This is a genomic window from Granulicella cerasi (assembly GCF_025685575.1).
Classification (GTDB): Bacteria; Acidobacteriota; Terriglobia; order Terriglobales; family Acidobacteriaceae; genus Granulicella; species Granulicella cerasi.
Genome location: NZ_JAGSYD010000002.1, coordinates 780,005 through 798,730 on the forward strand (window position 1 = coordinate 780,005; position 18,726 = coordinate 798,730).

An 18,726-nucleotide genomic window follows, 5' to 3' on the forward strand; every position below is an offset into this window, starting at 1 on the left:
GGAGCGGCGATGCGGTATCCTCGCCACATCATGAGCCATTTGCGTAGCGCCGCCGCCTGCCTGCTGCTCGCCTTTGCTGCTTCTGCCTGCGCGCAGAAGACCTACACGCTCGACGCCACGCCCGCGACCATCGCCTGGGGCAATTACTCAGCGCACGCCAAGCCCGCGCTTACCGTGCACTCCGGCGACACCGTCGTCATGCAGACAGCCTCCACCTGCGGCCCACCCGCGCGTCTGAAATCGCTCGGCGTCGCCGACGCAGACATCCCCGCGTGGCTCGGCGATCTCTACGACAAATTTCCGAAAGAAGAGCGCGGCCCCGGCGGACATATCCTCACCGGCCCGATCGCCATCGCCGAGGCCGACCCCGGCGACGTGCTCGAGGTCGACGTCGTGAAGATCAACCTCGACGCGCCGTGGTCCTGCAACGGCTTCGGCACCGGTCGCGGCTTCCTGCCGGACGACTTCCCCTACGGCCGCACGCGCATCATTCCGCTCGACCGCGAAAAGATGATCGGCCACTTCGCACCCGGCATCGAGATCCCTCTGCACCCGTTCTTTGGCTCCATGGGCGTGGCGCCGCCGGAGTCCGCCGGCAAGTGGAACTCCGCGCCCCCGTGGATGCATGGCGGCAACATGGACAACCGCAACCTTGGCGTCGGCACAAAAATCTTCTACCCGGTGCACGCGGCGGGCGCGCTCTTTGAAGCGGGCGACGGCCACGCCAACCAGGGCGATGGCGAGGTCGACATCACCGCGCTTGAAACGCAGCTGACCGGCAGCTTCCGCTTCACCGTCCACAAAGGCATGGCCACGCAGGTTCACCTGCTCTGGCCGGTCGCCGACACCGGTACCGACTTCATCACCATGGGCTTCCACGAAGACCTGACCAAAGCCACAGAGATGGCCGTTCGCAACATGATCACGCTGCTCAGCGAGCAAATGCCGGCCGTGCATCCGGGCTTCCCGAAGCTCTCGCGCGACGACGCCTATTCGCTGATCTCCACCGCCTGCAACGTCGAAATCACGCAACTCGTCGACACCAAGAGCGGCGCGCATGTGATGTGCTCGAAGTCTCTCTTCAAGGCGCTTGCTCCTGCAAAACAATAGGCTCGCAGGCTATCTTTTGATCGGCGCAACTCCGCAGAACGAGCTGTGTCTAATCAAGTGTGAGCCGGACTGAGCGATCAGCCGGAACTCCATTCGCGTGGGCCGCGAAACCTGCAGTAGACGCAGGAAAACCGAAGGCCACTCGCAGGCAGGACTGAACCATGAAGATCAAGGGCGCAATCCGCACGACACTCGCAGCCGCCACGCTTGGCGTCGCTGCACTCACGCTTACCGCATCCGCATCGGCACAGATCGCCGTTGGCGTGGGCATCACTGCGGGCTACGCTCCGCCGCCCATCCCGGCCTACGACCAGCCGGAGTGCCCCGGCGATGGCTACATCTGGACCCCGGGCTACTGGGCATGGGGCGATGACGGCTACCAGTGGGTAGACGGCGCATGGATTGAGCCGCCCTACATGGGCGCGCTGTGGACGCCCGGCTGGTGGGGCTGGGGTGGCGGCGGCTACTTCTGGCACGCCGGTTACTGGGGCCGCAGCATCGGCTACTACGGTGGCATCAACTACGGCTTCGGCTACTTCGGCACCGGCTTCTACGGCGGCTACTGGAACGGCGGTCACTTCCTCTATAACCGCGCCTACGGCCACTTTGGCCCGGGCTTCCGTGGAGGCTTCTACAACCGCACGTATGCAGGTTTTGGCGGTCGCCCCGGAGGCGCAAGCTTCCAGTCGCATCCTCCGGCGCAGTTCGCCGGTAACCGCGGTGGCTTTGATCACAGCTCGCCCATCAACGGTCGCGGCTCGCAGAACTTCTCTGCCGGCGCAGGCTTCCGCGGCGGACAGCAGGGTGGCAACGTAGGTGGCAACAGCTATCGCGGCGGTGGCCAGCAGCAGGGCTTTGCAAACAGCGGTGCGCAGCGTAGCTTCGGCGGCTCCGTACAGAGCAACGGCGGTAACCGTGGCAACTACGGCGGTGGACAGCAGCCTTCCTCAAACGCAGGCCGCAGCTTTAGCGGCGGGCAGACGATGGGCAACACCGGCGGTCGCGGATTCAGCGGCGGTGGTGGCCAGCCTTCCGGCGGCGGTCGCGGCTTCTCGGGTGGAGGCGGCGCAGCTCCGCAGGCCAGCCATGGCGCGCCAGGCGGTGGGGGCGGTGGCTTCCACGGCGGTGGCGGTGGAGGCGGCAACCACGGCGGCGGCGGCGGACATCGCTAAACCAACAGCAAGGGCTGAGGATCACTCCTCAGCCCTTGCTTTCCGTCTAAACACTGATTCTCTTCGCTCTGCCTGGATCACACTCGCGCCAGCCTCAAAACCATCGCAGCGATCTTCTCAAGCGCACCGGGCTTTGCCAAAGACCGCGCAGCGACAGACATTTCATGCCGCAGCGAAGCGTCCGTGAGCATCTCCACAAGATTCGCCGACAATACGTCCGCCGTGACATCACGCTGCAGAATCATTCGCGCCGCACCGGCCTCCGCGAGCACTTCAGCGTTCTTGCGCTGATGATCATCCGCAGCCTGCGGGAACGGCACCAGCAACGATGGCTTGCCTGCCGCGCACAACTCACTCACCGTAGAGCCAGAGCGGGCCAGCACCACGTCCGCCGCCGCATACTGCGCAGGCATGTCCGTCAGAAAAGCTTCCACCGACCAACGCGACTTATCAGCGCCGCTCGCAGCAAACGCAGCGCGTGTCACTTCAAGCTGACGCACTCCCGATTGATGCACGATCGTCAGCCCTGGCACTTCGTTCAACAGGCGCATCGCAATCTTCGGTATGAGGTCGTTGAAAACCTGTGCACCGTTGCTACCTGCCGTCACGAGCAAACGCGGCTCACCACCGGTCTTCTCTGGCAGCGAGAAAATCTCTTCACGCACCGGCACACCGGTCACCTCAGCGTGGCGAAAGAACTGTGTGGTCTGTGCAAAGTTCACGGCGGCTGCGCTCACGCGCTTGCCCAGCGCGCGATTCGTCATACCCGGCACAGCGTTCGGCTCGTACACCAACGTTGGCACACGCAGCATCACGGCGGCCAGCATCGCGGGGCCGCTCGCATAGCCACCCACGCCCACGACCACCTGCGGTTTGAACGAACGGATCAGGCTCATACATTGCAGCACGCCGCGCGGCAGATCGAAGTACGTCTTCAGCCTCGTCTTCAGGCTGACGCGATTGAGCTGCCCCGAGCGCACCAGTTCCAGCCGGAAGCCGGCCTCCGGCACGAGCTTCTTCTCGATGCCGCGCTCCGTGCCCACATACAAGCACTCGGCCTGATGCTCGTCGCGCAGCTTGCGGCCAATCGCCAACGCAGGCACGACATGCCCGCCGGTTCCGCCGCCTGCGATCAAGATTCGCAAACCCATCAGTCGATCTCTCGCGTGACGTTCAGCAACACGCCCATGCACGCCAGCATGATCGCTACGCTTGTGCCACCAGACGAGATGAACGGCAGCGGCAGACCCTTATTCGGCACGATCGACAACACCACGCTGATGTTGAAGAACGCCTGCACGAGAATCGTCGTCGTCATACCGAACGCAACGAAGCGCGCAAACGGATCGGTGGACTTGTACGCCGCGCGCATACCGCGGAACCCCAGCACGCAAAACGCGGCGATCACCAGCAAGCCGCCGATCAAGCCAAGCTCTTCGCAGATCACCGCAAAGATGAAGTCGGTGTGTGGCTCGGGCAGGAAGAAGAGTTTCTGCACACCTTCCATCAGGCCTTTGCCATGCAGTCCGCCCGTGCCGACGGCGATCAACGACTGCAGCGTGTGATAACCAACGCCCTTCGGATCCGCCTCAGGATTGAGGAACGCGAGCAAGCGAGCACGACGCCACGCCACGCGGAAGAGCATGAAGTACATCACCGGCGATGCAGCCAGAATCGCAACACCGATCCACTTCATTTGCATTCCGGCGAGATACAACATCGCCATCAGCACCAGCGCGCACACCATCGCCGTGCCAAGATCTGGCTCCTTCAGAATCAGCGCAATGAACACCAGCGGCGGCAATGCGGCGGGAAGAATCGTCTCTTTGATGTTGTCGATCTGATGGATGCGCGTCTGCAAAAACCATGCAAGAAACAGCACAATCACAGGCTTCGCCAACTCGCTGGGTTGCAGCGTGAAGCCACCAAAACGGATCCAGCGATGCGCGCCGTTCATCGCGCCCATGCCAAATACCACCAGCAGCAACAACGCCGTGATCGCCATGAGCGGGAAGATCACCTTGGGGTTGTTGTACTTGCGATAGTCGATCTTCATCATCACGAAGAGCGCTACCAGCCCCGCTGCCACGAACGCAGCCTGCTTGATCACAAACGCATACGGCGAGCCCTGCGTCGCCTTGGCGATCACCGCCGAGGCCGAGAAGACCATCACCAGCCCGAACAGCACGAGCGTCAGCACCGTGCCAAAGAGCCATTTATCTACGCCAACGCGCTTCGCCATCGCCCGCTTCCTTCACTAGCCCGTCGCGGACAACCAGCTACTACAGCCCGGCGACGATCTCCTTGAAGACGCGCCCGCGATGCTCGTAGTTCTCAAACTGGTCGAAGCTGGCACACGCCGGAGCCAGCAGCACAACGTCACCCGCCACCGCATGCTCCTTCGCCAGCAGCACCGCGCGTTGCAACGTCCCCGCACTCTCTATCTTCGCGACACCCGCCAGTTGCCGCTCAATCTTTTCCGCGGCTGAACCAATGGTGATAACCGTCTTCACTCGCTCGCGAATCAACGGCGCCAGCGTGGCATAATCGGAGTCTTTGTCCTTGCCGCCAAGCACCACGTGCACGCCGCTCGCGAACGCCTCCAACGCCTTCGCGGTCGCGTCCACATTCGTGGCCTTCGAGTCGTTGAAGTAACGCACACCATCGACTTCGCGCACAAATTCCAGGCGATGCTCCACGGCCTTGAACGCCGCCACCGTCTCGCGAATCACTTCATTCGACACGCCCGCAAGCTTCGCCATAGCCACGGCGGCCAATACGTTCTCCACATTATGCTGCCCCGCCAGCGGAATCTCGCTCAGCGGCAACACCGGCTCAAACGCTCCACCCTCTTCGCGACGGAACACAATCGCATCGCGGTCCACGAACGCTCCACGCTTCACCTGCCGCTTCGCGCTGAACCAATAAATCTGCGCCTTCGTGTTCGCGGCGACGAGCTTCGTCGGCTCATCTTCGCCGTTCAACACAAGGAAGTCTTCTGCCGTCTGATTCTCGGTGATGCGTGTCTTCGCCGCAGCATAGTTCGCAAACGATCCGTGGCGGTCCAGATGGTCCGGCGTGATGTTCAGCACCGCCGCAATGCGCGGCTTGAAAGTCTCAATCGTCTCCAACTGAAAGCTCGACACCTCAAGCACCGACCACGTCTCGGGCGTAGATGGCGGCACCATCTCCGTGACCGGCGTGCCGATGTTTCCGCCCACCAACGTCGGCCGCCCAGCGGACTTCATGATCTCGCCCACCAGCGTCGTCGTGGTCGTCTTGCCATTCGATCCGGTGATCGCAATCACCTCACCCTGCAAGAACTGAAACCCCAACTCAAGCTCACCGATCAGCGGCATTCCCAGCGCCATCACGCGCTGAATCTCCGGCACCGACAACGGCACACCCGGCGAAATGACGATCAAATCCTGACGACGAAACGTGAGCACACCGTGCCCACCGGTCTCAACATCAATGCCCTCATCCAGCAATACGGGAAGCTCAGCAATCAACGTCGCCGGACGCGAATCCGACACTGTTACGCGCGCACCGTGCTGCTTCAAAAAACGCGCCGCCGCAAGCCCGCTCTTACCAAGCCCTGCGACGAGAATCCGTTTGCCTTTGAGTTCCATTGCCATCCGCCGATTTCCTCGAAGCTATCATCGCACCGACAAGGATTGTGGATGACCGCCAACGTTGAATTGTCATCTTGAGCGCAGCGCGTTTCTTCATGTCTCGTTCCCGAAGCGACGCTGCGCCTGCCCGTGGCAACGCAGCACTCGAAATTCACTCTGCAAGGCTAAGCAACCACACAAACACGCCAACCAAGACCACTGGCGGCACGAACCACCAGCGTGGCTTCAAGACTCCAGCAACGCACCAGCCGAGAATGGAACCCAAGGCCAATGCAATACCGATCGGCGTTAGAAATGGAAGTTGAGCAAATAGAAGCAAGCATCCAAAGTAGAGTGCAATGATCGAGCCAACACCGACTTTGTTGCCTGGCGTCATCGCAGCTTCAGCGTCGTCAGCGCAAATAGCGCGAACACCAACGCCAAAATCCAGAAGCGCGCAATCACCTTCGACTCGCTCCATCCAAGCAGCTCGAAGTGATGATGAATCGGCGCCATGCGGAAGATGCGCTTGCCGTTGCGCAGCTTGTAGCTGCCCACCTGCAGCATTACGCTCAGCGCTTCCATGATGAACACGCCACCGATGAACGGCAGCAGCAACTCCTGCTTGATCACCACCGCAACCGTTGCAATCGCGCCGCCGAGCATCAGCGAGCCAACGTCGCCCATGAAGATCTCCGCCGGATGCGCGTTGTACCAAAGGAAGCCGATCGACGCGCCGACCATCGCGCCGCAGAAGATCGTCAACTCGCTGACCATCGGCATGCGCTGCAGTTCGAGATAGTTCGAAAACACCGAGTGACCGCTCACGTACGTCAGCACAGTAAGCGCGCCCGCCGCGATGATTGTGCAGCCAATCGCGAGGCCATCGAGGCCATCGGTGAGGTTCACCGCGTTCGACGCACCGGTGATGACGAACATCACAAACAGCACGAAAGGCAGGAACGCCAACGGCCAGAAGTGCGTGTGCAGCAGCGTGTCGATGATGAGGTTCGGGCGGAAGTTCTTGATGAACGGCACAACCAAACGCGTCGAATATACGCCCTGCCAATCGAGCACCAGCAGCGCGCTTGCGATGATCGCGCTGACACCAAGCTGTGCCGCGAGCTTCTGCCGCGAGGTCAGGCCAAGGTTCCGCTTGTGCACGACCTTGATGTAGTCGTCCGCAAAACCGATCGCCGCAAACGCCAGCGTCGAAAAGAAGACGAGCCAAACGAACGGGTTCGAAAGATCGCTCCACAACAAAGTCGGCACGAGAATCGAGATGCAGATGAGCACGCCGCCCATCGTGGGCGTGCCCCCCTTCTTCTGATGGCTCTGCGGCCCTTCTTCACGGATGTACTGGCCGATCTGAAACTGTCTCAGGCGGTCGATCACGAAGGGCCCAATCAGCAGCCCGATGAGGAGCGCGGTGAGGCTGGCAAAGACGCAGCGAAACGTCACGTATCGGAAGATACGGAAGAGTCGAAAATACGGAAACAGCTTTTGATAGAGCAGCCAGAAGAGCAACGCGCAGAGACCTCGTGGCTCAGAATACGCGGGACGAATCGCATTTGCGATTCACGATTCACGAGCAGGAACCAAACTCCAAACTCATCGAAGGCCGAGCTAGACCCAGCCGACCAGCGCACCTTCGAGCTTCACACCGCGCGAAGCCTTCAGCACAGCCACATCGCCTGCGCGGAGGTTCGCCTTCAACCAAGCTCCAGCCTCCGCAGGCGTGGCAACAAACTGCGCGACAACCCCTTGCGCACTTGCTTCCTCGACGAGCGCCTGCGCCATGCCGGTCACGCCGATGACGACATCGATTCCTGCAGCGGCAGCGGCCTTGCCGCAGGCCCGATGCAGCGACTCGCCCTCCGGTCCAAGCTCGCGCATCTCTCCGGCCACAAGAATGCGACGAGCACTCTCGCTGCTGGCCAACGCCTTGATCATCGCCTGCAGCGCTGCCGGATTGGAGTTGTACGTGTCATTCACGATCATCGCACCGTTGAACTGCAGCGTGTTGCCGCGCTTCTCCGTCGGCCGCAACCGCTCAATCGCCGCGACCGCATCCGCAAGCTCCACGCCAGCCTCGCGGCCGACCGCAAAGGCGGCCAGCGCGTTCAACACATTGTGACGACCCGGCAGATAGAGATGCACCGGCCAACGCGTCTGCGACTCAAGAAGGCCTGGCGCGCGGCGAATGAAGTCCGTACCAAAGAGCCCGCGCTCCAGCACGTCCGTCGCACGCACTTCGGCATCATCGCTCGTGCCGTAGAGCACGACCTTTAGCGACAAGCCATCGCCGAAGCGCCGCACACGCTCATCATCTGCATTCAGGAAAGCCACACCATCGGCAGGAAGCTCTTCAATCAACTCACGCTTGGCACGTGCCACGCCGTCGATGCCATCCGCGAAGAACTCCGTGTGCGCCATGCCCACGTTCGACACCACACCCCAGTTCGGTGCGGCGATCTTCGCCAGCAACGAAATCTCACCCGCATGGTTCATACCCATCTCAACGACTGCGACCTCGTGCTCCGGCTCGAGGCGCATCAGCGTCAGCGGCACGCCGAGATGATTGTTGTAGTTCCCTTCCGTTTTCAGCACGCGGAACTTCGCAGCCAGTACCGCCGCCACACACTCCTTCGTGGTCGTCTTGCCCGCCGACCCCGTAATGCCCACCACGCGCTTGCCCCAATGCTTCCGCACCGCATGCGCGAGCTTCTGCATCGCGTTCAGCACGCAGTCATCGCAATCATCCGGCACACGCAGCACCTTCGCCTCAAGCTCCGGCGGCGTCAGCCAATGCTGACTCACCACAGCGGCAACAGCACCATTCGCAATGGCCTTCTCGACGAAGTCATGTCCATCCACGACCTCGCCCTTCACTGCAAAGAACAACTCACCCGCCGCAATCGTGCGCGTGTCGATCGAGTAGCCCTCGGCCACCGCATCATCATCGAACTCGCCCTCGGCATGAATCCAATCCGCAATCTGTCCCAGCGTCAGCTTCACTTGAAGTATTCCTCTTTCAAAAAATTCTTATGGCTCGGAATGAGTTCGCGTTCGCCATCCCCGGCAGTCACATACACACCGCCACTCACAAACTCCAACTGAACTGGGGCGCCAAAAGGCTCTGCACCACCAACATGCTGAACTCCCTGTAGCGATTTCAGATGCACACGAAGCGGATTACCAGGCGCTCCCTCTCCGAAATAAATCACCGCGTCATATCCAGAAGCAACAGGGCGCATACGAATATCCCAACCAAGAACATCACCCGTTTCTTCCTGTATGTACATATTGCTGAACGTAAGAACCTTTGGTGAAGCAACTGTAGAGCCTACCTGCGAAGCTCTCGCAACACCGCGAACGCAACAAGCCTTCAAACTCTGAGGAGCCTTCTTATGACAACCACTCAAGGTTGTGACAGCAAGAACAAGCGCCAGCAGCGGTATGGAGCGTTGCCTCACTGGATCTCCTTCAACACACGTGCAGCCTCAGCCACATCATCAAACGCCACCGTACGATCCGCAAACGTCTGCGTCTTCTCATGCCCCTTGCCCGCGAGCAAGACAATGTCGCCCGGCTTAGCCGCATGAATCGCTTTCACGATCGCAGCATGGCGGTCCGCGTCGGCAATGACCTCTGCATGAGATGCGTCCACGCCATCACGCACGCCCACCATCACTTCGTCAATGATCGACTGCGGATCTTCACTGCGCGGATTGTCACTCGTCAGCACGACAATATCGCTGCCCAAGGCCGCGACCCTTCCCATCTTCGGACGCTTCGTACGATCGCGATTTCCACCACATCCGAACATCGTGATGACCCGCCCGCCTTGCGGCTGCACGAGCTCTCGCGCAAGGCGCACGAGGTTCGCCAACGCATCGTCTGTGTGCGCGTAGTCGACGACGACAGCGAAGCCAGCCTCGGCGCTCCCCGGCACCACCTCGAAACGCCCGGGCGCGGCCTTCAACTGCCGCGCAGCGAGCAAGACCTCATCTAGCGACAGGCCGCGCGCCATCGCCGCGCACATTGCCGCCGTGAGGTTCTCTACATTCACCTGCCCGGTCAACGGAGACTCAACAAGCACCGTCGCAGCGGGTGTCGTAAGCATGAAGCTTGTGTGCCCCGCGTGGAGCTGCACATCGCTCGCGCGATGGTTCGCGCTCTCAGTCGTGCCATAACGAATGACAAATTCTTCACCTTCGTACGAGTCGATCATCAGGCCCGCAAACGCAGCATCATCGTTGATCACCGCAATGCGCGGCGCTCCGCCGCCGACACCATGGAAGAGCTTCGCCTTAGCGCGCGCATACTCTTCCATCGTGCCGTGATAGTCGAGGTGATCCTGAGTGAGATTGGTGAAGATCGCCACATCCACCGGCACGCCCCACACGCGCTCCTGCTCGAGCGCATGCGAACTCATCTCCATCACGACTTCCGTGCAACCTGCATCGAGCGCTTGCGCGAACAGCGCATAGAGATCACGTGCCTCCGGCGTCGTATGCTCGCTCTCCAGCACACGGCCCGCGATACGCGTCTCCACCGTCCCGAGCAGCAACACCTTGCGGCCTACGCTCTCCAACATCTGCGCCAGCAGAAATGCCGTTGTGGTCTTGCCGTTCGTCCCCGTGACCGCGCTCACCTTCAACAGCCGCTCAGGATGTCCGAAGAGAGCCGCACTCGCTTCCGCCAGTGCGCGCCGTCCGTGCTCGACCAGTGCAACAGGAATGCCGCGCGATTTTACGTCAGCAGCGGTATCCGACGAGTCGGTGATGATTGCGCTCGCGCCCAGCTCCAGAGCTTTCGTGACAAAGCGATTGCCGTCCGTGCTTCCGCCACGCATAGCGACGAAGACATCACCGGCCTCTACGCGCCGCGAGTCATACTGCACGCCACGCACATCAACCGCGGGGTCCCCCCACACAGCGAGTGCGTTGATTTCCTTGCTTAGCTCATGCCAGCGCATAGCTCATCCTACCTTTGCAGAATCCGTGTGCGCAGAGAACGAGCAGCGCGCCGAGTTTATCGCGCGAACCTCACGATGACTTCCGTGCCCGGGGGCACCATCGTTCCCGCAGCAGGAGCCTGGTCCACGGCAAGGCCGCTACCGAGCATCTGCACACGCAGTCCAATCGAGCCCGCACCTTCGACAACATTGCGCAGCGCCTTTCCGTGGAAGTTCGGCACTGCCACGCGTTTGCCCGCGTCGACCACCACAGCGCCGGGGCTGCGCGGTTGCACCACGGGCTGCACCACCGTGTGCACCGGCGCATTCGCATTGGCATCAGGCATCACGGAAGTGGTGTTGCCGTTCGCATGGAAGGTCGCCAGCACCTTGTCCGGCAAACCGAGAATCCCCTTGCGTGGAAGCGCTTCACGCGATGCACGCTGCGCCGCTTCCGCTGCTGCTGCGTCCGCCACCTGGTTCTGAGCCATCGCCGCTGCGTTCTGCGGCTGGCGAAGAGGATCGTCCGGGGGTAGCGTATTCACCTCGTCGTACATCGCCTGCAGATCATCATTTGGCTGTACGTCGCTCGGACCATCAGCCATCGGCTTTACCGCAGCCTGCTCCTGCTTGAACTGCGACTTCGACTTCAACGGCTGGTCATGCGGCACGCCGAGGTACTCAAGCACCTGCTGAGCCACTTCACTGAACACAGGCGCCGATACCGTTCCACCGTAGCCCGTGCCCACGCCCGGTTGATCGATCACGACGGCCACCGAGATTGCGGGAGCACTCACCGGCGCGAATCCAGCGAACGATGCAACGAGCTTCGTATGCGAGTACGTATGCGTCGCCGGATCAATCTTCTCGGCTGTGCCCGTCTTGCCCGCAGAGCTGTAGCCGTTTAGCGCAGCCAGCTTACCCGTGCCCTCAGTGACGATGCCCTGCATCATCATGCGCATCTTCGCGCTCGTCATCTCGCTGATCACGCGACGCGAGCCTTCCGGCAGGTCCTTCGGCAACTGCATCACCGGCTTGAACGGACGCGGTGCCAGACGCGGATCGCCCTTCATCGCATCCGTCGACTCGAGCAGAATGTGAGGCGGCAGATACACGCCTCCATTCGCAATTGCCGACACCATCGTCGAAAGCTGTACCGGGGTTACGCCGACTTCCTGTCCGATCGCAATCGACATAAAACTTGTTGCGGTCCACTTGCGCGGATTGCGCAGCAGTCCACGCGTCTCGCTCGGCAGCTCGATACCCGTGCGGTCGCCGAAGCCGAAGCCGCGAATGTACTTGTAGAACTTGTCGTTGCCCAGCTTCATGGCGAGCTTCGCCGCGCCAACGTCGCTCGAGTGCTCCAACGCGTACTGCACCGTGACTACACCGAAGTGATCGTCTTTATCGTCATGCAGCGTACGGCCATACATCGACCACGCACCGCCCTGGCAATCAACCTTGTCCGTCGGCTGCACGCCCGCACCATCAAGCGCTGCGGCATAGGTCACCAGCTTGAAGGTGGAGCCCGGCTCATAGACGTCGCTCACAGCGAGATTGTTCAGGGCTTCTGCGGTGAGATGACGGGAGTCATTAGGATTGAAGCGCGGACTCACAGCAAGCGCGAGGATGTTGCCAGTGTGCGGATCCTGCACGACGATCGTGCCGTGCAGCGCCTTCATCTTTTGCACCTGCGCGTCCAGCGCTCGCTCCGCCATGTATTGGATATTCGCGTCGATCGTCAGCACCAGGTTCTCGCCCGGCATCGGTTCACTCTCAACAGAGCCCATCACGTGACGCTTCGCATCCACAGCCGTCAACATATGTCCTGGCGTGCCGTGCATCGGGTCATCGAACTCACGCTCAAGGCCGCCGAGACCGTTATCATCCGTGCCGACGTAACCCAGCACGTGCGCGGCGAGATCGTTGTTCGGGTAGTAGCGTTTGAACTCCTTCTGGAAATACACGCCCTTCAGGTTCAACTCGCGCACACGCTGTGCGGTGTCGGGGTCCACCTTGCGTGCGACCCATGCAAAGTTGCGCGAAGCGTTGAAGCGCGCTCCGATCTGCGCCTCGGTCGTGAAGCGGTCAAGCGGATCGACGTGCACGATCTGCGCGAGCATCTGCGCGGCGTTCGCACGGTTCTCGCCAAGCTCCTTCGGCACCGCGTACACGCTGTCCGCAGAGACGGTCATCGCCAACTCACGCAGGTTGCGGTCATAGAGCACGCCGCGGCGCGGTGCTACTTCAAACGTGCGTTCCTGCTGCATTGCAGCGCGCTCGACGTAGTGGTGGTACTGGAAGATCTGCAGCCACACCAGACGCGCGCCAATGACCAGCGTCCAGAAACAAAAAAACATCGCGACGTAGACGAAGCGCACCCGGCGAATGGGTGCGGTCAATGTCGGTCGCGATGTCTTCATCTGGGGAGCCTGTGGTTTAGAAGTAGTGGGTGAAGCCTTGCCTCGTTAGTTCGTGTACGGCACCGTCGGAGCCTGCATCTGCGCCACAACCGTACCGTCATTGCCATCGGGGCGAACCACCTGTCCCGGAAGCGGCTCATCCAACCCAAGCTGCTTGGCGATGCGATCGATGCGGTTCGGATCGCTCAGCTGCGCCTCATTCAAACGAAGCTGGCGGTTCGTCTCACGCAGTTGCTCTACCTGCTGCTTCTGCGCTTCCACGCGATAGCCAACTTCAATCGCCGAAAAGTGCTGGTACACATAGACCATCGTCAGCATGAAGAAGATCATCGTTACCGCTGTGAAGGTCTTCATCTCGCGACGGCGATCAGGATCGTCAGCCTTCACGATGCGGCTGTTGTCCAGATGCTTGGCGAAGAACATCTCCGGTGTAGGCCCACGACGACGAGCACGCTGCTTCTCGTAGAGATCGCGGTTGCGTTCTGCAATGCTGACATTGCGGCCACTCGTCTTGCGCGAGTGCATCCGCTCCATTCCTTCGCCTGCCATTGCCATCGTCGCCATTGTGATTGCCCTCCAAAGCTGCCAGCCATTTGCTTCCGGCTAGTGCCTCGAGCCCGAACTGCTTACCGCCGTCTTACACGTAGTACTTGAACTTTTTCCGCCGCGCGCATCTTCGCGCTGCGGCTGCGCGGATTCACGCGCTCTTCTTCTTCCGTCGCCGTGACCGGCTTCTTGGTGAGCACATTCCACTCACCCGTCACCGCGCCGTCACGAAATGCATCCTTTACCAACCGGTCTTCAAGCGAGTGGAAACTGATCAGCACCACTCGTCCTGCCGGCTTGAGCAAGCTTCCCGCGCTTTCCAGCAGCGATCGAATCTCACCCAACTCATCATTTACCCGAATTCGGATTGCCTGGAAAGTTCTCGTCGCCGGATGAATCTTGTCCGATTTATTGGGCGGGGCTGCGGCCGAGACGATTGCAGCAAGCTCTGCTGTACTCGTCACCGGCCGCGCCCGCACAATTGCTCTGGCGATTCTCCGCGACCTCCTTTCCTCTCCGAATTCGTAAATCAGGTTGGCGAGATCTTCCTCGTCCGCCTGATTTACCACTTGTTCGGCCGTAAGCTCGCTGCGTGCGTCCATGCGCATATCCAGCGGCCCGTCGGCCCGAAAACTAAATCCCCGTGCAGCTTCATCCAGCTGCATGCTGCTGACGCCAAAGTCGGCCAGCAGACCATCGAGCGATCCCGGCGCAATCACTTCGCGCGCCTCAGAAAACGCTCGTGGCACAAACTCTACCTGCGGCATCTCGGAACCCAGCTCAGCAGCAACTCCTGCCAACCGTTCCTTCGCCAAGGCCATCGCCTTGGGGTCGCGATCAAACGCGATCAACTTGCCGCTCGGTCCGAGCCTCCGGACGATGCCCGAAGAGTGCCCGCCGAATCCCAGCGTCGCGTCAACCACCGTCGCGCCGGGCTTCAAATTCAGATAGTCAAGACATTCATCAAAAAGAACCGGTACATGTTGCGGCTTTTCCATCTGTCATCCGCCTCATGCGCTCCGCTCAGGAGCTGAACCTTTACAAACCAATCACGCCCAGCGCTTCGATATCGGCATCCGTCAGAGGCTCGGCCTCCAGCGCTGCCTTGTGCTTCTGGTCGTTCACCACAGCGAGGAACGTCTGCTGTCCCAATACCGCTACATCACCCTCGATCACCGCTGCCCCGCGCAGTACCTGCGGAATCAGCAACCGGCCCTGCCCATCCATTTCCACCACCTGGCCGTAATAGTTCGTTACGTCCAGAAACTTGCGCTTGGCTCCCGAAGCAGGCGCTTTCGCAATGCCCTCTTCAATCTTTTCCCACTCCTTCATCGGGTAAATCTCCGCACGCTTACCGTCGCGGCTGGTGATGAAGAACTGCGGCCCGTACAACTCGTCTACGCGGCGCTTGAAATCGGCAGGAACCTTAAGGCGTCCCTTTTCGTCGACCCGAGCTGGATGATTGCCGCGAAACACGTTTCTGCCTCTCGATTTCGGAACCTTGCCGGCTACTCACCTTCAGGGCCCGAAACGAAGTAGGATTGAGCTGAAATCTTGCTTCGACTCACCCCTTTAGACCACTTTTGACCACTTCGTTCCACAAGAATCTCGCGAGATACCCCGCGAAGCAAGCCCTATTTTGGAATCGGCCGATAATTCTTGTGCGCTGAATGTGGAAAAAACACGGAATGGTGTAAACGGTGCTGATATCCACTACATCTAGTGTTGGCGTTTTTGAGTCTTGCCACATGTCGCACTTGTGGCAGTTACCTCTGCTCATTTAGGCGCATAAAAAGCGAAAGTGTAGCGGCAGAATCTCGATTTCCCTAGGAATTTCGCAAATCCCGTTCCTCGATCCGCATTGCCCGATGCCCGTTTCGACTGTGCTCTCCCGACGGAGAAGCCGCATCCGCGGCTCCCGAAGCGCGAAACTGGGGCCGGAACGCCAAATCACGTTCTCAGTGGAAGAAAGTGGAGCGGATTCCGTAAGTTTGACCTGGAATGGCCGGTGAACGCCGTAGAGGCCTAGCTGGCGACGGAAGTACGGCGCAGTTCCTGTTTGCGGCGCATACGACGCAGCACAAAGAGCAGGTAGCCGAGCACCAGCAGATTCAAGGCGAGCAGGCCCGCGCGGAAGGCGGTCGGATCGCGGAAGAGCTCGAAGAACTCCCACGGCAGCGCGAGCACCGTCAGCGTGATGGTGAAGTACTCCGCCCAGGTCTTTTCTTTGTAGAGCCCGAAACCCTCGACGAGGCAGACGCCCGCGTAGAGGATGGAGAACAACGCTGTGCGGCGTAGTTGATGGCCGGAGATCAGATCGGCGCGATCGAGCATGAATCGCACCACCGGGCCTTCGGTGTCGAGCCGAAAGAGACTCGCAACACGCATCGCCACTTCGCCTACATCGCGATGGACGAGGTGCAAGGCACCCACCCCTACCCCAACGAAGAACAGCGCCTTGGCGAGCTTGAAGAGCGCGACCAACAGCAACCCACGATCATGGTGGTCAACACCAGGATGGGTTGGCGTGGCTACGGGCTCGGGATGGGTCAGACTTCCCACTCTCTTAGAAGTTGACGATCATCGTTTTGCTTTGTCAACGCAAGGGGGCCTCTCTGTATTCGCGGAGGCAACAGTAAAAAGAATTTTCGAAAGTGCAATCCACTTCCCTTGGCCATGCGTTAGCAAAGTGTTGCCTTTCCGGCCGGAGACGCAAAAGAACTTCAGTGCTTCTAAAACCCACGTCCTCAGGACGAAAGGAATATCCGCTATGAAGAAGACTTTGCTCACTCTCTGCGCCACTGCGCTTCTCGCTTGTGGCAGCACCATGGTTGCTCAGAAGGCTGACCCCACTGTAGGCGGCGCACCGATGTACGCCTCCAAGACGATCGTGCAGAACGCGGTGAACTCGCCGATCCACAAGACGCTCGTCGCTGCCGTCAAGGCCGCTGGCCTCGTTGATACGCTGAACGGCCCTGGCCCCTTCACCGTCTTCGCACCGACCGACGATGCATTCGCCAAGCTGCCCGCTGGCACCGTTGATACGCTCGTCAAGCCCGAGAACAAGGCCACGCTGACGAAGATCCTCACCTACCACGTTGTGCCCGGCAAGATCAGCGCACATGACCTCATGAAGTGGATCAAGAAGGGCAACGGCACCTATTCGGCGAAGACTGTCGAAGGCGGCATGCTCACCTTCACCATGGACATGGGCAAGATCAAGATCACGGATGAGAAGGGCGGCACCGCCTGGATCACCACCCCGGACGTCTTCCAGTCGAACGGCGTGATCCACGTCATCGACACCGTGTTGATGCCCAACTAACTTTCTCGAAGTTCCAATGCAAGGCGTGAGGCCCTGGGTCCTCACGCCTCTTTTTTATGGGCAGGAGAGACCGCTGCGCGCAAAAATTTAGCGCCCGCACCATGAGGGTGATGCGGGCGCTTCCTCGGCAGTGGAGGCTGCCGAAGCTTGTTAGATCTCAGCCCACTGGCGCAGCAGGTTGTGATACACGCCCGTGAGATCGACCAACGACGAATGGTTTGGAACATCCTGCGTGAGCTTCTGGATCGACACATCCAGCGTCAGCAGCAGGTTGCGTTTCACGTCGTCGCGCACCATGCTCTGCATCCAGAAGAACGAGCTCACGCGCGCGCCCCGCGTCACCGGGCGGACATGATGCAGACTCGTCGACGGATACAGAATCGCGTGGCCTGCAGGCAGCTTCACCGAGTGGCTGCCATACGTGTCTTCGACCACTAGTTCCCCGCCCTCATACTCATCAGGTTGCGAAAGGAAAAGCGTCATCGAGAGATCGGTGCGAATGTGCTCGCCCGTCGCGTTGATCCGGCGGATCGAGTTGTCGACGTGATTGCCGAACGAGTGTCCACCTGCGTACTTGTTGAAGAGCGGCGGGAAAATCTTCTTCGGCAGCGCGGCCGCCACAAAGACAGGATTGTTCTGCAACGCCTGCAGAATGCGCTGGCCGATCTCGACCGCGACCGGATGGTTCTCCGGCATCTGCATGTTGTTCTTCACCTGCGCAGACTGATAACCCGCAGTGACCTTGCCGTCCACCCACTGCGAAGCGTCGAGCGCCTCGCGAAATTCGCGGACCTCGTCCTGCGTCAGTACATCGGGAATGGGAATCAGCATGGTCTTACCTCCGGCTAACTAGGCGCCGACGAGTATGTCCTGCGCCTGCGTGGGTGTGTGCGAAGCAGCGAGCTCCTGCGCGAACGACTTGATGCGCGCCGAAGCAGACTGCTCCAGAAAGAGTTTCATCTTGGCCATGAAGGCCTGTGTCGCGGTCTCAGGCACGCGACGGAAGCACGCGATCGCAGCTTCTTCGTTGCCATCTTCGAGCAGCAGACGTCCTGTGTTGAAGTGCCCGCGGAAGTCACCGCCATCGGCCGCGAGCCTGTAATACTCGCGCGCCTTCTCGCGATCAGCCTTCACGATCCAGCCGTCCTCATAGAAGCCCCCGAGGATGTTCATCGACTTCACATGCCCCTGCTTTGCGGCCTCGAGCAGCCAGTGAAACGCCTGCGCCTTGTCCTGCTTCACGCCGCCTTCGCCCAGCGCGAGCAACGTGGCGAGGTTGTACATGCCCCAGTCGAGCCCGCGATCCGCCGCTTTGCGAAACCACTTCTCCGCCATCACCGCATCGCGCGCGACTCCCCAGCCCTGGTCGAAGCAACGCCCGGCCATGTTCATGGCCATCACGTCGCCGCTTTGCGCAGCACGCTCAAACCAGTGCAGCGCCCACGTCGGATTGCGCTCGACGAGTCTGCCGTCAAGCAACATCTGGCCGAAGAGCACCTGGGCCTGGTGCACGCCGCTCATCGCCGCTTCGCGCACCAGTTCCAGATTTTCCTGCGTTGTTACTTCTTCGTTCATT

At 60.5% G+C, this 18,726-nt stretch carries 17 protein-coding genes; 3 read left to right on the forward strand and 14 right to left on the reverse strand.

Annotation, left to right across the window (positions count from 1 at the left end):
* Positions 1 to 30 precede the first annotated feature (30 nt).
* Together OHL11_RS08845 and OHL11_RS08850 are read left to right on the forward strand one after the other, a co-directional pair.
* The gene (locus OHL11_RS08845; RefSeq protein WP_263371123.1) at positions 31 to 1,110 is read left to right on the forward strand and encodes an acetamidase/formamidase family protein; all 1,080 of its coding nucleotides are present in this window, start codon (positions 31 to 33) and stop codon (positions 1,108 to 1,110) included.
* A gap of 161 nt (positions 1,111 to 1,271) precedes the next feature.
* The gene (locus OHL11_RS08850) at positions 1,272 to 2,282 is read left to right on the forward strand and encodes a YXWGXW repeat-containing protein (protein ID WP_263371124.1); all 1,011 of its coding nucleotides are present in this window, start codon (positions 1,272 to 1,274) and stop codon (positions 2,280 to 2,282) included.
* 77 nt (positions 2,283 to 2,359) lie between these two features.
* On the opposite strand, the gene murG is transcribed toward OHL11_RS08850, so the two are convergent.
* The 12 genes from murG to OHL11_RS08910 form a co-directional block, all read right to left on the reverse strand.
* Positions 2,360 to 3,433: an undecaprenyldiphospho-muramoylpentapeptide beta-N-acetylglucosaminyltransferase gene (murG, locus tag OHL11_RS08855; RefSeq protein ID WP_263371125.1), complete on the reverse strand. Its 1,074-nt coding sequence runs from the start codon at positions 3,431 to 3,433 to the stop codon at positions 2,360 to 2,362.
* On the reverse strand, positions 3,433 to 4,524 hold the full coding sequence (ftsW, locus tag OHL11_RS08860) for a putative lipid II flippase FtsW (protein WP_263371126.1): 1,092 nt from the start codon (positions 4,522 to 4,524) through the stop codon (positions 3,433 to 3,435). The genes murG and ftsW overlap by 1 nt, the downstream gene beginning before the upstream one ends.
* 40 nt (positions 4,525 to 4,564) lie before the next feature.
* Entirely contained in the window at positions 4,565 to 5,914 is a 1,350-nt protein-coding gene (gene murD, locus OHL11_RS08865) for a UDP-N-acetylmuramoyl-L-alanine--D-glutamate ligase (protein ID WP_263371276.1), read from the reverse strand.
* A gap of 375 nt (positions 5,915 to 6,289) precedes the next feature.
* A complete protein-coding gene (gene mraY, locus OHL11_RS08870; RefSeq protein ID WP_263371127.1) occupies positions 6,290 to 7,423 on the reverse strand; it encodes a phospho-N-acetylmuramoyl-pentapeptide-transferase in 1,134 nt (377 codons plus the stop codon).
* A gap of 99 nt (positions 7,424 to 7,522) precedes the next feature.
* On the reverse strand, positions 7,523 to 8,914 hold the full coding sequence (locus OHL11_RS08875; protein ID WP_263371128.1) for a UDP-N-acetylmuramoyl-tripeptide--D-alanyl-D-alanine ligase: 1,392 nt from the start codon (positions 8,912 to 8,914) through the stop codon (positions 7,523 to 7,525).
* Entirely contained in the window at positions 8,911 to 9,372 is a 462-nt protein-coding gene (locus OHL11_RS08880) for a hypothetical protein (protein WP_263371129.1), read from the reverse strand. The genes OHL11_RS08875 and OHL11_RS08880 overlap by 4 nt, the downstream gene beginning before the upstream one ends.
* Positions 9,369 to 10,877 carry a UDP-N-acetylmuramoyl-L-alanyl-D-glutamate--2,6-diaminopimelate ligase gene (locus OHL11_RS08885; RefSeq protein ID WP_263371130.1) on the reverse strand — a complete coding sequence of 503 codons (1,509 nt, stop codon included), beginning with the start codon at positions 10,875 to 10,877 and terminating at the stop codon, positions 9,369 to 9,371. The genes OHL11_RS08880 and OHL11_RS08885 overlap by 4 nt, the downstream gene beginning before the upstream one ends.
* A 56-nt stretch (positions 10,878 to 10,933) precedes the next feature.
* The gene (locus tag OHL11_RS08890; RefSeq protein ID WP_263371131.1) at positions 10,934 to 13,279 is read right to left on the reverse strand and encodes a penicillin-binding protein; all 2,346 of its coding nucleotides are present in this window, start codon (positions 13,277 to 13,279) and stop codon (positions 10,934 to 10,936) included.
* 45 nt (positions 13,280 to 13,324) lie between these two features.
* A complete protein-coding gene (locus tag OHL11_RS08895; RefSeq protein ID WP_263371132.1) occupies positions 13,325 to 13,843 on the reverse strand; it encodes a septum formation initiator family protein in 519 nt (172 codons plus the stop codon).
* Between the two features lie 62 nt (positions 13,844 to 13,905).
* Positions 13,906 to 14,823: a 16S rRNA (cytosine(1402)-N(4))-methyltransferase RsmH gene (gene rsmH, locus OHL11_RS08900; protein ID WP_263371133.1), complete on the reverse strand. Its 918-nt coding sequence runs from the start codon at positions 14,821 to 14,823 to the stop codon at positions 13,906 to 13,908.
* A 40-nt stretch (positions 14,824 to 14,863) separates the two neighbouring features.
* A complete protein-coding gene (locus OHL11_RS08905) occupies positions 14,864 to 15,301 on the reverse strand; it encodes a division/cell wall cluster transcriptional repressor MraZ (RefSeq protein WP_263371134.1) in 438 nt (145 codons plus the stop codon).
* Between the two features lie 549 nt (positions 15,302 to 15,850).
* A complete protein-coding gene (locus OHL11_RS08910) occupies positions 15,851 to 16,387 on the reverse strand; it encodes a DUF2127 domain-containing protein (protein ID WP_263371135.1) in 537 nt (178 codons plus the stop codon).
* A gap of 208 nt (positions 16,388 to 16,595) precedes the next feature.
* On the opposite strand from OHL11_RS08910, the gene OHL11_RS08915 reads away from it, so the two are divergent.
* Positions 16,596 to 17,150, forward strand: a complete 555-nt coding sequence (locus tag OHL11_RS08915; protein WP_263371136.1) for a fasciclin domain-containing protein — start codon at positions 16,596 to 16,598, stop codon at positions 17,148 to 17,150.
* Between the two features lie 150 nt (positions 17,151 to 17,300).
* Here OHL11_RS08915 and OHL11_RS08920 read toward each other — a convergent pair whose 3' ends face one another.
* Complete coding sequence (locus OHL11_RS08920; RefSeq protein WP_263371137.1) at positions 17,301 to 17,981, reverse strand: Fe2+-dependent dioxygenase; 681 nt, start codon at positions 17,979 to 17,981, stop codon at positions 17,301 to 17,303.
* 18 nt (positions 17,982 to 17,999) lie between these two features.
* Positions 18,000 to 18,725 carry a tetratricopeptide repeat protein gene (locus OHL11_RS08925; RefSeq protein WP_263371138.1) on the reverse strand — a complete coding sequence of 242 codons (726 nt, stop codon included), beginning with the start codon at positions 18,723 to 18,725 and terminating at the stop codon, positions 18,000 to 18,002.
* Position 18,726: the final 1 nt, after the last annotated feature.